The following is a 12,688-nucleotide window of genomic DNA, read 5'->3' as shown; positions in this document are numbered from 1 at the left end:
CGTGACCGCGCGCGGTCACGGCGACGGGTCGGGCTCAGCGGAGGGTCAACGGCGGAGACGGCGGGAACACGACCGGCAGCGCCGCGAGCGCGCGATGGAACGGACCGGGTCGCCAGGTCAGCTGGTCGGCGGGCACGGCCAGATCCAGATCGGGCAGGGCGTCGAACAATTCGTCGATCGCGCGCTGCACGGTGAGGTACGCCACCGATTTCGCCGGGCACGCGTGCGGGCCGATGCTCCACGCCAGATGCGAGCGGTTGCCGACGCGGCTGCCGCCCGGATCGCCGTCGCCGCGCACCTCCGGATCGTTGTTGCAGCCGGCCATGCTGATCAGCACCGGCTGATCGGCGGGCAGCCAGACCCCGCCGATCATGATCGGCTGACGCGGGTAGGTGGTGCAGAAGTTCGCCATCGGCGGGTCGTTGAACAACACCTCGTCGAGCGCGTCGACCGTGGACAGGTTGCGGCCGAGCACATCGCCGTAGCGGAACCGCTCGTCGGTCATCATGAGCAGCAGGCCGTTGCAGATGAGGTTGCGCTGCGCCTCGAAACCCGCGCCGTAGAAGCTCATCAGCTGGGCGAAGACCTCGACGTCGTCGAGACCGACCGGGTGGGCCGCCAGGCGCGAGGTCACGTCGTCCCCGGGCTGTTCGCGCTTGAGCCGAATCAGTTCCATCAGTGCGACTTTCAGGATCTGCATGCCCTCCGCGCCGCGCGCCGGTTCGAACCGGGCGGCCATGCCCGCGGCGACCTGCTCACCGATGTCGGCCGGGCAGCCGACCATCTGGTTGAGCACCTCGAGCACGAGCGGAAAGGCGTACTGCCGCATGAGATCCGCGGACCCGTCGCGGCAGAAGCTGTTGATCAGCGGGATGGCCACCCGCTCGACCATGCCGGGCACGGCGTGCAGATCGATGCCGTCGATCGCCGCGACCGAGGGCTGCCGGTAGCGGGCGTGCGCGGCGCCGGTGTTGTAGCGCGCGGCGGGCAGCCAGGCCATCATCGGGCGGACCGGTGAGTCCTGCGGGACGGTCTTCTGCCAACTGCGCGGATCGGACGGAAAGTGGTCGGGGTCGTTGAGGATTCGCAACGCGGTGTTGTACCCGATCACCAGGGTCGCGGGCACGCCCGGGGCGAGCTCGACCGGGGCCAACGCGCCGAACCGGCGGCGCATCTCGGCGTAGGCGGCGTGCGGATCATCGACGAATCGCTGGGTGTAGAGCGGAATTCGCTCCTCGGCGTAGGCGGCGGCGCCGTGCGCGACGGGACAGCCACCGGGTGCGCCCTCGGGTGCGGAATGTGTCGCTGAGTGTGGGGTGGTCAACGAGATGACTCCATACAGTGGAACGGAAGGGTCTCGAACTGTTCGGTGGGCAGGGCGATTCGCCCACCGAAGCAACATAGCAACGGTTTGCTGTCCGCACGGCACGTGCGGGCGATACGGTCCGGAAGGTACCCTTCGGTCCCGAATGTGACCGAAGGGCATACGGTTCCACGATCCCGACGATCCGGACCTTTCCACCTGGAGGTATGCGGCCACGTGGCCCTTCACGCGGGAACACCGACAGCGAACGCCCGAACCCGTGTCCGATTCCCGCGCTACGGGTTGTCAGGGGGCTAGGCGGGCGGACGTCGGGGTTAGGTGGGGGTGGTCGTCGCGCGGGCGACGGCGACGGTGTGGGCGGCGGCGCGTTCGGCTGTTTCGGGGGTGCAGCGGCCGAGGCCGCAGGCGGTGGCTACGCCGTGGACGGGGCGGTTGGCGGCGCGCTCGAACAGGTTTCGGGCGTGGAGGCTGTCGTCCTCGGATTCGGGGGCGACGACACCGGCGATGAGGGGCCAGGCCGGATCGAGTTTGCGCAGGGGGGTGTAGAACTCGGGTTCGAGGGGGGCGGGTTCGGCGCCGAAGGCGCATGGCACGTGCACAGGCGGTAGGGGGATGTCGCGCGAACGTAATTGGGGGGCAACGCGATTGAGGAGGTTTACCGCGGGGGCGAGGTCGCGTGGGGACAGCAGGCTCTTGTGCTGGTAGTCGCCGTAGCACAGGTGCACCACCGTGTCGGCGCCCACCTCGCGCATCCGGATGAGGACGCCCGCGAGCTGGCGCGCGACCAGCGGGCCGAGGGCCCATTGCGCGCCGAGTTGCTGGGCCTTGACCATGCTCAGCAGCGCGATGGGCGATTCGAGTTGCCAGACGACGCGGTCGCCGTACCGTTCGGTCACGGTGGCGACATCGCGCACGATCGCCTCGGTGAACACCGGCAGGTTGCGCAGCGCCCGCACCACGACATCGCTGTGCCGCAGCGCCTTTCCGACGGGCAGGCCGCCGGACACGGCCGCGCCCGCGAAGACGAACATCGCCAGATCCAGCGGATTGGGCTGGCTGAGCTGCACTTTCGCCTCGGCCAGCGCCGGGCGTTCGCGACGCAGCGCGTCGAAGGCGGCCAGCACCTGATCGATCCGTTCGACGCGGCCCATCGAGACGTGTTCGGGTTCGAGGGTGCGGCCCTTGCGCAGGCCGTAGCTGGGGAAATCGCCGTAGTCGGCGTAGTCGCCGGGCGTGCGGATCTCGAAGACGTCGTGCTCCCGGCGGCCGCGCAGGTAGTCCATGATCCATTCCGGATCCAGATCGCAGGGGATCGCCGTGACGGGCCAGCCCGCGCTCTGGTCGGCGAACCAACTCAATACCGCGCTGTCACCCCCCGCCATCAGCTTCTCGGGCAGGGTTCCCACGAAGTGCGCGATCCTGAACTGGTGTGGCTCTAGCGAATTCTGCATGTCAATCCCCATCGATACGGCGAGGTCGAACTCGAGCACGCTGTCCGGCAGCCGTACAAGCGTACCGGTAACCGAGACCCCGGGCCCCGGTTACCGTGGGATGACCGGATGATCAATCGCCCTGCGACACCCGCGATTTCACCGCCACGCCCGCAGCCTGGGGTCGTGCAGGGCGCGCTGAGGAACTCGCGCTGGGCAATCGGGACGCGCGGCCGGGGTCGTGCAGGGCAGCGGGAATTCGCACTGGACATTCGGGAGGCGCGGCTGGGCTCGCGCGGGGCGGTGGGGGAATTCGCACTGGGCAATCGGGAGGCGCGGCTGGACTCGCGCAGGGCCTCGGGGAACTCGCGCTGGACATTCGCTGGGTCGGGCAGGGCAGCGGCGAACTCGCGCTGGACATTCGGGAGGCGCGGCCGGGGTCGCGCACGACAGCGGGGAAGTCGCGGTGGGCACTCGGGATTCGCGGCGGGCCCGCGCCCGGGACGCTCAGGCTTTCGCCGTTGCGCTCGCGATGAGTTCGGCCAGGGCGGTGGGGGTTTCGAGTTGGGGTAGGTGGCCCGCGTCGGAGAGGAGGTGGAATTCGGCGGAGGGGATGGCGGTGGTGTAGGCGTGGCCGTGGTCGGGCGGGACTATGCCGTCGTGGGCGCCCCAGATCACGAGGGTGGGCACGGGGATCTCGGGGAGGCGGGTGAGGAGGGTTGGGTCGGACATGGTGGTGCCGCCGTATTCGCGCAGGGTGGCCCGGTTGGCCGCCATCGTGGTGAGGCGGTGTGGGGCAAGGGAATCGATGTCGATGCGGTGGGCGTCGGGGTCGCGGTAGGAGAGGTCGGCGATGCGATCGAGGGCGAGGGCGAAGAAGTCGACGATGGGGGTTTGGGGTAGGTCGAGGCCGACGGCGTCGACGAGGATCAGCCGGGCGACCCGCGGGTCGCGGAGCAGGGCGAGTTCGGCGGCGATCCAGCCGCCGATCGAATTGCCGACCACGGTCACCTCGGTGAGCCCGAGTTCGGCGAGGAGCGCGGCGTAGAGCCGGGCCAAGCCGGGGATGTCGGTGAGTTCGGGCGGGCGGGGCGTGCCGTCGAATCCGGGATGTACGGGGGTGATCACGCGCAGGCCCGGACGGTCGGCGAGCAGTGTGGCGAACTCCGCCACCGACGCGGGTCCGGCGCCGCCGTGCAACAGCAGGACCGGCGCGCCGGAGCCCTGATCGGTGTAAGTGACTGTGGTGGAGCCGAATTCGGCAAGGGTGACGTTCACGCTATTCTCCTCGATCGCTATATCAGGAACCTTAGTTCAATATCCTTAATCAAGCAACCTGATTCTGCGTTAGGCTGACCGCGTGGAACCCTCCGTGTATCAAGTCGGACAGGCGATCAAGCGTCTGCAATGGCGTCATCACCGCGAGGCCAACCGGCGGCTGGCCACGATCGGCCTCTCCCTCGCCCACTGGGACGTCCTGCGCAACCTGCACGAACACCCCGACGCCTCACTACGCGAGCTGGCGCAGCTCACGTTCCAAACCGACCAATCCATGGGCACACTCGCGACGCGCATGATCGAACGCGGGCTGATCGAGCGAGTGCCCGGCCCCGGCCGGGCGATCCGGCATCGCCCCACCGCCGCGGGGGAACGCGCCCGGCGTGACGGCGCGGCACTGGTCGGCGAGGTGCTCGACGAGACCGTGGGCACTCTCTCGGCGGCGGACCGGGCCAGTCTGTATCGCCTGCTGACCCGAGCCACCGGGAACGACGGTGCCACTCAATGAGATTCGGTACCACGTACCGCGATCCCGCCGAGCAGGCGGCGCGGCTACTCCACGGGTTCGCCGTGCGCGGCGAGGACCGGCGTCGGGCGGTCGGTCGCCGCTCGGAAGGCCGCGACGAGGTCGGGCAGGAGGTCGACCGCGCGGGGTTCGTCGCCGGGTAGTAGCAGGGGGATGCGGACATCGGTCACCCCGGCGGCGATCAGCGGCGGCACCGAGGCGAGAGTGGCGTCGATGTCGAGAGTTCCATCGGGGCGCTCGACAATCGTTGCGGTGCCTTGGATTTGAAGGTGGCCGGGGTCTCCGCCGAGGCTGGCGACGCGGTCCTTCATGGCCGCGATGGCCCCCGCCGGATCGTCCCGGGCCGGTCCCCAGGGAATCCAGCCGGTGCCGAAGCGGGTGAGGCGGCGGGCGACCGCGTCGTTCACGGTGCCGCTCACCCAGACCGGAATGCCGCCCGGCTGGCGGGGTTTGGGCATCTGGTGGATGCCGTCGAAGGACAGTTCGGGGCCGCGATAGGTGGCGCGCCGCTCGGTCCACAGTTCGCGGCAGACCTCGAGGGTGTGGTCCAGCAGACGGCCCCGGCGCTCGAACGGCAGGCCCGCGGCGTCGTATTCCTCGCGCTGCCACCCGACGCCCACCCCGAGATCGATCCGCCCGCCGGAGAGGACGTCCAGGGTCGCCAGCTGTTTGGCCAGCACCACCGGTCGCCGCAGGGCCGCCAACAGGATCGCGGTGCCGAGCCGGATTCTCGTGGTCGTCGCGGCCAGGGCGGTGAGCACCGTCAGCGGTTCGAGCCACTGGCCGTCGGGGCCGGTGGGTTGTCGCCCGCCCGCGACACCGCCCACGGACGGGTCCGCGTAGGCGTCCGAATTCGCCCCGAACACAACATGGTCGGAGACGACCACTCGGTCGACTCCGGCGTCGTCCATGGCGCGGGCGGCGGCCAGCATCCGGCTCCAGTCGAAGGCCGGATCGTCGGTGAAGGTGCGCAGGGGCAGGGACAGCTGTGGCGAGATCGGCATGACGGCTCCTCGGATCAGAGGCCGGTGACGGCCGGGGCGATGCGTTCGAGGGTGGCGACGATGGTGGCGAGGTCGGCGCCGACGGGATTCACCAGGACGTGATCGGCCCCCGCCACGAGATGGTCGCGCAGGCGGCGGGCGATGGCCTCCTCGTCGCCGTGGGCGATGAGGGCGTCGATGACCGCGTCGTCGACGGTGCTGATCTGTTCCTCGGTGTAGCCCAGGCGAAGCAGGTTGCGGCCGTAGGGCGATCCCGTCGCGCCGCCGATGACGTGCATCGCGGACAGTGTTCGCGCGCGGTATTGCCGGGCGCGTTCCCGGGCCTGGGCCGGGTCCGGATGGTAGACGACGAGTTGTTCCGGGATCAGCAGCTTGTCGGGTCCGAGGATCTCCCGGGCCCGGGCGGTGGTCTCGACGGGGGCGGCGTACGGATGTGCCCCGTCGGCACGGTCTTTCGCGAGGGCGAGCATCTTGGGACCGAGCGCCGCGAGTACCCCGGGATGGGGCGCCTCCGGCGCGGCCGTGGGGACGAGAGCCGGGTCGGGGATCGTGTCCATCTCGTCGAGGTACTCCCGCATCCGGGCGAGCGGGCGGCCGTAGGCGCGGCCGAGGCTCTCGGCCTGGCGGGGAAATCCGACGCCGAGGCCGAGCACGAACCGCTCCGGGTACGCCTCGGCGAGGGTCGCGGCACCGGCGGCCATGGTGATCCCCGGTCTGGCCCACAGATTCGCCACGCCGGACCCGACGACCAGTCGATCGGTCTCGGCGAGCCAGATGCCGAGTTTGGCGAAAATGTCTCTGCCGCCGGTACTTTCGCCCGTCCAGGCCGAGCCGAAGCCGAGCTCCTCGATCCGGGCCACCGCCCGCCGCTGCTCCTCGGCGGGCGCGACGGCCGTCACCTGATTGTTCACCCAGACGCCTACCCGGCCCAGTCGCTCGCGCGCCCGCGCCACGGTCACCGTCGCCGCCATCGCTCTCCCCTCCCGTTACCGGAGACTTTCTCCGGTTCCGGGTATCACTATATGGAGAGCTTCTCCGTTTGACAATGGGGTGGGCGTGTCACTCCGCGACGACGAAACCTCCACTGGGATCGGCGTATCGGGCGTCGGCGACGGTGTGCAGGGAGGCGGCGAGGTCGGCGACGAAGCGGGTGAGGGTGTCGACCGCCTCGTGCTCCCGCGGGTCGGTGGTCCAGGTGGTCATCGGGCGCCTTTCGTGAGTGCGATGGGCAGGGCGAGGTGGTGGTCGGTGCGGCGCTGGAAGGCGTCCCCGGCGCGCAGGACCAAGGCCTCGTCGAAGTGCCTGCCGGACAACGACATCGACAGCGGCGTGCCCGCGTCGGAGAGGCCGATCGGGAGAGCGAGCGTGGGGTTGCCGAGGGGGTTCCAGTAGGGGGTGTGCAGGGAGGGCAGCACCGACAGCGGCTCGTGCTGGTCGATGGAGTCCAGGCGCGGGGCGCCGAGGTGGCCGGTGGGGGTGGCGATGAGGTCGACGGTGTCGAACAGCGCGGCGACGCGGGCGGCGGCGACGCGCCGGACCCGTTGCGCCTGAACGTAATCCGCCCCGCTGACGGCCTGGCCCGCGGCGAGGATGATGCGGGTGCCGCGACCGTAGTCGTCCCACCGGGTGAGCAGGTCGCCGCGATGATAGGCGTGCGCCTCGGCGAGCATGACCACGATGTCGACGGCGGTCAGTTCGGGATACATCGGCAGTTCGACCTCGACGATCTCGGCGCCCGCGGCGCGCAGCACGTCGACGGCGGCGGCGAAACGGCCGGGCTGCGCGGGATCTGTTCCGCCCGAGGCGAATCGGTCCAGCGTGTCCACGCCGACGGTGATCCCGGTCAGATCGCCGATGAGCGCGGCCGGGTAGTCGGGGACCGGGACGCGCGCGCTGTAGGGATCGGACGGATCGTGCCCGGCGAGCACGGACAGCAGCAGCGCGCAGTCGGCGGCGCTGCGGGCCATGGGACCGACGTGGTCGAGGGTGTAGCCCAGCGGGACGACACCGGATTTCGGCACCCGCCCGAAGGTCGGCTTCAGGCCGGTGATGCCGTTGAACGCCGCGGGGATCCGGATACTGCCCGCGGTGTCGGTGCCCACCGCCCCGAGGAACATCCCGGCCGCGACGCCGCTGCCGGAGCCCGAACTCGAACCGCCCGCCCAGCGCTCGAGATCCCATGGAGTGCGCGGAACCGGGAACGGCTTGTCCGGGTCGGGAACTCCGATCGCGAACTCCATAGTGGTGGTCTTGCCGACGAAGATCCCCCCGGCCGCCTCCAACCGCGCCGCGGCGATGCTGTGACCTTCGGCTCGCCCCCACGCGGGATCGAGCACCAGGCTCTGCGCGGTGGTGGGCCCCTGGGGATGGGCGAGAATGTCCTTCAGCCCCAACGGTATTCCGTCGAGCGGCGCGAGCGCGTCCCCGGCGGCGAGGCGTTCGTCGACCTGCCGGGCCCGGGCGCGGGCGTCCTCGTCGAACCGGTGGAGGAACACGCCCACCTCGTCGTCGTGGCGATCGGCGGCGGCGAGGACCTGCTCCATCAGCTCGGTCGCGCTGATCTCGCGGCCGCGCAGGGCCGCCGCGGCCTCGCTCAGGGTGCGGACGGTGGGTACGACGGTGGTCATGATCTCACTCCTCGAACGGTGCTCGGCGCACGGTGCCGTTGACGTCGACCCGCGTGACGCGGTCGACGCGGAATTGGAAGTCGCCGCAACAGGTTCCGAGGGCGTAGTCCACGATCTCGCCGTCCCGGTTGCGAATGGCCTGCTCCAGCAGCATCACCGGCTCGCCGGGCAGGATGTGCAGCAGGGCGGCGGTGTGGTCGTCGGCGCGGGCGGGTTGCATGCCGATGTCGAAGCTGTCGATGTCGACGCCGCCGTGGTGCAGCAGCGCGTAGAAGTCACCGACGAAGGCGGCCTGATCGACCCGCCCGGCCTCGGGGGCGCGCAGGTAGTTGGTGAACACCGCGATCGGCCGATCGTCCACGCGCAGCACGTATTCCACACACAGGCAGTCGGCGCCGGGTTCGACCGCGTCCAGGCGCGCGGCGATCACCGCGGGCGCGGGCAGCCACGCCCAGTGCAGCAGGCGGGGCGTGATGTGCCCGAGGGCGAGATGCTCCTCGAGCGGGCGACCGACCGGCGGAAGCGCGCTCGGCACAACGTATTCCGCGCGGACGGGAATGGTGCCCATACCCCGCCGCCGCTCGATCAACCCGGCCCGGCGCAGCAGATCGAGGGCCTCGCGGACCGCGTCGCGCGGGGCCTGGTACTCGGCCATGAGCGCCGCCTCGCCCGGCAGTCTGCCCTCGGCGAAGGCGCCCCCGCGCAGCGCCGCCCGCAACACGTCGTGCAGACGGCGGGCCAGCAGCTGCGAGGCCGAGGGCAGCACCTCGCGGAGCTGGTCACGGAATCTCGCCTGGGTGGGGAACGACATGTCCGAAGCGTGCGCCGGGGCCGCGTTACGCGACAAGCACGGGAGGTAAACGTCCAGTTACGCTGTCCGGCACGGCCTCCGCACCGGCCGTGACCAGGTGTTTCACCTGCGGTGGCGGTCGCTCGCGTCGCCCGGTGACCGGCCCGGCGACCCGCTTCGGGGCAGTGCGGGGGAGGTTACGCGGACCCGGCCGCGTCGAGCAGGCGTCCGCCGAGGGCGATCCGCGCGTCGTGCTGCGGATGGAATTCGATCATGATGTCGTCGCGGAACCGCTCGCCGAAGACCTCCGCGAGGACATCGGTCACCCCCGCGGCCAGCCGCCCCGCGATCTCCGGACCGTCGGGACGGGCGAGCGCACCGGCCTTGATCCCGAATTCGACACTGGGCGCGACGTTCTCGCCGCGCACTCCCCCGACGGCCCAGCGCCCGCTCGGCACGCCGACGAGCCGCACCGCCACCAACCGCCGCGCCCACTCGCCGTACACGGCCACGACCGCGTCGGTGAGCCCGGCGACGAGGGCGTCCTCGCGCCCGGCGAGCTGAGGTTCGAGCGCGTACAGGGTGAGGTGCGGCATGATGGCTCCGAAGCGTTGTGGACAAAACATCTTTGTAGTCAAAGGTAAGTCGAAAGGATCGGCCGCGCAATGGCATTCTCGACCGACGACACCGTGCGGGCGCTGCTGCTGCTCATGCCCCGCCTCGTGGGGCGCGCCAAACGCCTCGGCGTCCCGGCGGCCCTGCGCGGTCACGACCTCGCCCCGCGGCATCTGTCGCTGCTGGCCTATCTCCAGTTCGAGGGTTCGCTGACGGTCGGCGAACTGGCCGAACGGCTCGAGATCGCGCCCACGACCGTGAGCCTCATGGTCGCCGACCTGTCGCGCGGCGGCATCCTGGTCCGCCGCGAGGACGACACCGACCGCCGCCGCCGCATCGTCGCCATCGCCCCGGACCAGCTCGCCGCGGTGGACGCCTGGCTGGGCGGCAGCGCGGCCGCGTGGCGCACGGCCCTGCACGGAACGACGAGCGCCGAACGGGAGACTGTGGTGCGCGTGCTGCGCGCCTACGAGCGGGCCCTCGGCGAACAGCGTTGAGGCCGAGCGGAGCCGGGGATCACAGGGCGTGCAGGCGGGCCAGCACCTCGAAGGCGACGTCGGCGGTGGTGAACAGGGCCCGGATCTCGGCGGCGGTGGCGTCGTGGGCGGCGGGGTTCCGCAGGGCCAGGCCGTTGCCGAAGACGACGACGTTGAAGCCGAGGTCGGCGGTGCGGAGCAGGGGACGGGTGGCGACGCCCGCGCCGAGGAGGCGGTCCAGGCCCTCGCCGAGGAAGTAGAAGCGCCACAGCGGGCCGAGGTCGGCGGCGTAGACGGCCTTGGTGCGGTCGACGATCTCGAAGCCCGCGTCGCCGATGGCGCCGACGATGCGGAAGTAGTCGCTCGCGTTCTCGGGGCGGGTGCCCACGGCCGCGACGGAGTAGGCGAGGTCGACGGTGAGGTGGGCGTTGTATCCGGCCATGGCGGCGCGGGCCGGGGAGACGTCGCACCGCCGGGCGAGGTCGAAGTAGTTCGCCCAGTGCGATTCGACCGGGCCCCCGGTGAATTCGCCGTGCAGGTTGTCCAGGTAGCGGCGCAGCAGTTCGAGGCTGATGGCGTGGGCGTAGTCGGGCGAGGCGAAGGCGGCCGGATCGTGTTGCAGCGGCATGACCGCGGACTGTTCGACGGTGTCCAGCCCGAGGGAGAACAGGCCGCGCCGATCACCGTGGGCGACAAGGATTTCCGTGATCCGGTGATGGCGGTCGACGGCGTCCTCGAGCCGCCGCAGCGGATCTCCGGTGAGCGTCGTCGTATCGCTGAGGGCCGCGAGGTCGCCGATCTCGCTGTCCGACAGCGGGGTTCCGCAGGCCACCGGGAGCGGTTGGGCCTCGACCACCGGCAGGGCGCTCCACGGCAGCACCATGAACACCAGGATCGCCAGCAACGCTCGTCTCGCGGGCATCGGCAGATCATACGAGCGCGCGCCGCTCCCCGTCGCGCCGAACACGGCTCGGACCCCTACGGCGTCCGCTCGGCGGTCGTTCCCGGCACAGCAGATAGATCCCGGCCGCGCATCCGGCCGTGATCACGAGCGCCGCCAGCGCGGGTCCCGGATCGTGGGTGACCTGGACGAGCCGGTACCAGCGCGGCGAATAGCTGATCCGCCCGAAGGATCGGCCGCGCAGGGCGACTCCCGCCGACGGCACGAACAGCACCACGAGGGCCACGACCGCGCTCGTCGCCCGTCCGGGCAGCGCGGCGACCACGTTGTAGCCACCGACCAGTCCGATGGCGAGGGCCCCGAGGCTCGCGCACACCCCGCCCGACAGACCGGTCGCGGCGGTGAGGGCCGCCGCGGCCGCGAGCGCCGCCGACGCCGCGAGCGCGAGCCACGGGCGCGGCCACCGCCGGGCCAGCAGCAGTCCGATCGCCACCATGACCACCACGAGCACGCTCACCCACCACGGATGCGGTACGGCGACAACGGCACTGCCCGACGCGGCGTAGGCCACCAGCAGCAGGAGCATCACCCCGTCGCGGGCGGGCAGGATCAGCGCGGCCACGAGGGAGGTGACCACGACGAGCGCCACCCCGGCCACCGGCACGCCCGGCCGAGAGGTGCTGTGCGCCAACCAGGTCGAGGAGATCAGGATGCCGAGCACCGCGATCATTCCGGCCACGATCGGCGCGAGCGGGAGCAGCGAACCGGGATGTTTGGCGGGCGCCCGGTGGGCGTCGACGGCCAGATTCCAGCCGATGAACACCACCGCGAGGCCGACGAGCCAGATCGGCGGCGCGTCGCCGAGCAGCGCCTCGAACCGGTTGGTGGAGCCGGTCTCGGCGGGCGGCTGGGCCAGATCGCCCAGCACGATCGACCCCAGGCAGCCGAACAGGTAGGCGCCCGTGGCCGCCGGATTGGTCCACACCGCCGCCGGGATCGCGCCGATCACCACCCCGGCCAGCAGCGAATCGATGTAGTTCAGCGTGCTCAGCGAGTCGAAGTTCGCCCAGTGCAGCGCCGCGTGATTGACGAACATCCCCGCGAGCGCGACCCCCGCCGCGTACCAGGCCACGCGGCGACTGCACAGCCCGATCGGGACGGCGACCGCGATCACCGCGACCATCGCGCCCGCGGCCATGGACTGCGGCACGCTCATGATGAGCAGATCGATCGTGGGCGAGGCGGCCAGCGCGAACCAGCTGAACGAGATCGGCATCATGATCGCCAGGCCCGCGCTGATCGAGCTGAGCAGGACCGCGATCACGCGGACCGCGTCACCGCGGCCGTGGATGCCCAGGTACCCCGGGAGCTCGGCGGGGCGGATCTCGCCGACGCGCACGCGAGCCTCCTGTCGTCGAGCGGAGCGACCTGTTATCTGATGGCAATCCTTACGGGGCGGGGTAACGATCGCCTCTAGTTTCGGTTGCCGAATAGTTGCTGTTGGTCCTCGAGGGTCGTTCCGAACGCCGCTCGACGCCGCCGCGTCGGCGGTCTCCGGACATCGATCCGGCCTCTTCCGGACCCGACACGCCGCACGATCGTGACCACGAAACATGTTGCCGCGCAGTGTTTTCGGGACAACCCGGTGCTCGTCCCCGAGCGTCGATCCGGCGATGCCAGTACCGTGTACCCGGCCGGGAATGGGCGCCGGAGGCCG

At 70.9% G+C, this 12,688-nt stretch carries 13 protein-coding genes; 2 read left to right on the top strand and 11 right to left on the bottom strand.

The window, feature by feature from the left end:
* Positions 1–34: 34 nt before the first annotated feature.
* The 3 genes from ACFYTQ_RS05230 to ACFYTQ_RS05220 all read right to left on the bottom strand — a co-directional run bounded on the left by ACFYTQ_RS05230 (position 35) and on the right by ACFYTQ_RS05220 (position 4,032).
* A complete protein-coding gene (locus ACFYTQ_RS05230) occupies positions 35–1,324 on the bottom strand; it encodes a cytochrome P450 (protein ID WP_387357380.1) in 1,290 nt (429 codons plus the stop codon).
* Between the two features lie 314 nt (positions 1,325–1,638).
* Entirely contained in the window at positions 1,639–2,730 is a 1,092-nt protein-coding gene (locus ACFYTQ_RS05225; RefSeq protein ID WP_387357379.1) for a hypothetical protein, read from the bottom strand.
* A 531-nt stretch (positions 2,731–3,261) separates the two neighbouring features.
* A complete protein-coding gene (locus tag ACFYTQ_RS05220; protein ID WP_387357378.1) occupies positions 3,262–4,032 on the bottom strand; it encodes an alpha/beta fold hydrolase in 771 nt (256 codons plus the stop codon).
* A gap of 82 nt (positions 4,033–4,114) precedes the next feature.
* On the opposite strand from ACFYTQ_RS05220, the gene ACFYTQ_RS05215 reads away from it, so the two are divergent.
* The gene (locus tag ACFYTQ_RS05215) at positions 4,115–4,540 is read left to right on the top strand and encodes a MarR family winged helix-turn-helix transcriptional regulator (protein ID WP_387357377.1); all 426 of its coding nucleotides are present in this window, start codon (positions 4,115–4,117) and stop codon (positions 4,538–4,540) included.
* Between the two features lie 44 nt (positions 4,541–4,584).
* On the opposite strand, the gene ACFYTQ_RS05210 is transcribed toward ACFYTQ_RS05215, so the two are convergent.
* From ACFYTQ_RS05210 to ACFYTQ_RS05185, 6 genes are all read right to left on the bottom strand, one after another.
* Positions 4,585–5,562 (bottom strand): TIGR03619 family F420-dependent LLM class oxidoreductase, encoded by a 978-nt coding sequence (locus tag ACFYTQ_RS05210; RefSeq protein WP_387357376.1) that lies wholly within the window; start codon positions 5,560–5,562, stop codon positions 4,585–4,587.
* A gap of 14 nt (positions 5,563–5,576) precedes the next feature.
* Positions 5,577–6,533 (bottom strand): TIGR03620 family F420-dependent LLM class oxidoreductase, encoded by a 957-nt coding sequence (locus ACFYTQ_RS05205; RefSeq protein WP_387357375.1) that lies wholly within the window; start codon positions 6,531–6,533, stop codon positions 5,577–5,579.
* A gap of 88 nt (positions 6,534–6,621) precedes the next feature.
* A complete protein-coding gene (locus tag ACFYTQ_RS05200) occupies positions 6,622–6,765 on the bottom strand; it encodes a hypothetical protein (protein ID WP_387357374.1) in 144 nt (47 codons plus the stop codon).
* On the bottom strand, positions 6,762–8,189 hold the full coding sequence (locus ACFYTQ_RS05195) for an amidase (protein WP_387357373.1): 1,428 nt from the start codon (positions 8,187–8,189) through the stop codon (positions 6,762–6,764). The genes ACFYTQ_RS05200 and ACFYTQ_RS05195 overlap by 4 nt, the downstream gene beginning before the upstream one ends.
* 4 nt (positions 8,190–8,193) lie before the next feature.
* Positions 8,194–9,000 carry a GntR family transcriptional regulator gene (locus ACFYTQ_RS05190; RefSeq protein ID WP_387357372.1) on the bottom strand — a complete coding sequence of 269 codons (807 nt, stop codon included), beginning with the start codon at positions 8,998–9,000 and terminating at the stop codon, positions 8,194–8,196.
* Between the two features lie 176 nt (positions 9,001–9,176).
* Complete coding sequence (locus ACFYTQ_RS05185; RefSeq protein ID WP_387357371.1) at positions 9,177–9,575, bottom strand: 4-oxalocrotonate tautomerase family protein; 399 nt, start codon at positions 9,573–9,575, stop codon at positions 9,177–9,179.
* 69 nt (positions 9,576–9,644) lie between these two features.
* Here ACFYTQ_RS05185 and ACFYTQ_RS05180 point away from each other — a divergent pair, with 69 nt between their 5' ends.
* Complete coding sequence (locus ACFYTQ_RS05180) at positions 9,645–10,091, top strand: MarR family winged helix-turn-helix transcriptional regulator (RefSeq protein ID WP_387357370.1); 447 nt, start codon at positions 9,645–9,647, stop codon at positions 10,089–10,091.
* Between the two features lie 19 nt (positions 10,092–10,110).
* On the opposite strand, the gene ACFYTQ_RS05175 is transcribed toward ACFYTQ_RS05180, so the two are convergent.
* Both ACFYTQ_RS05175 and ACFYTQ_RS05170 read right to left on the bottom strand, forming a co-directional pair.
* The gene (locus ACFYTQ_RS05175) at positions 10,111–10,992 is read right to left on the bottom strand and encodes a DUF5995 family protein (protein ID WP_387357369.1); all 882 of its coding nucleotides are present in this window, start codon (positions 10,990–10,992) and stop codon (positions 10,111–10,113) included.
* A 7-nt stretch (positions 10,993–10,999) separates the two neighbouring features.
* Positions 11,000–12,370 (bottom strand): hypothetical protein, encoded by a 1,371-nt coding sequence (locus ACFYTQ_RS05170; protein ID WP_387357368.1) that lies wholly within the window; start codon positions 12,368–12,370, stop codon positions 11,000–11,002.
* Between the last annotated feature and the right edge of the window lie 318 nt (positions 12,371–12,688).

It is taken from the genome of Nocardia sp. NPDC004068 (assembly GCF_042874315.1).
In the GTDB taxonomy this organism is placed as follows: Bacteria; Actinomycetota; Actinomycetes; order Mycobacteriales; family Mycobacteriaceae; genus Nocardia.
The sequence above is the reverse complement of the archived record's forward strand: the minus strand, read 5'-3'. Positions and strand labels throughout refer to the sequence as shown.

Coding starts and splice junctions, on each gene's coding strand:
- ACFYTQ_RS05210 (WP_387357376.1), bottom strand. CDS start 5,562: ATGCCGATCTCGCCACAGCTGTCCCTGCCCCTGCGCACCTTCACCGAC.
- ACFYTQ_RS05205 (WP_387357375.1), bottom strand. CDS start 6,533: ATGGCGGCGACGGTGACCGTGGCGCGGGCGCGCGAGCGACTGGGCCGG.
- ACFYTQ_RS05200 (WP_387357374.1), bottom strand. CDS start 6,765: ATGACCACCTGGACCACCGACCCGCGGGAGCACGAGGCGGTCGACACC.
- ACFYTQ_RS05195 (WP_387357373.1), bottom strand. CDS start 8,189: ATGACCACCGTCGTACCCACCGTCCGCACCCTGAGCGAGGCCGCGGCG.
- ACFYTQ_RS05190 (WP_387357372.1), bottom strand. CDS start 9,000: ATGTCGTTCCCCACCCAGGCGAGATTCCGTGACCAGCTCCGCGAGGTG.
- ACFYTQ_RS05185 (WP_387357371.1), bottom strand. CDS start 9,575: ATGCCGCACCTCACCCTGTACGCGCTCGAACCTCAGCTCGCCGGGCGC.
- ACFYTQ_RS05180 (WP_387357370.1), top strand. CDS start 9,645: ATGGCATTCTCGACCGACGACACCGTGCGGGCGCTGCTGCTGCTCATG.
- ACFYTQ_RS05175 (WP_387357369.1), bottom strand. CDS start 10,992: ATGCCCGCGAGACGAGCGTTGCTGGCGATCCTGGTGTTCATGGTGCTG.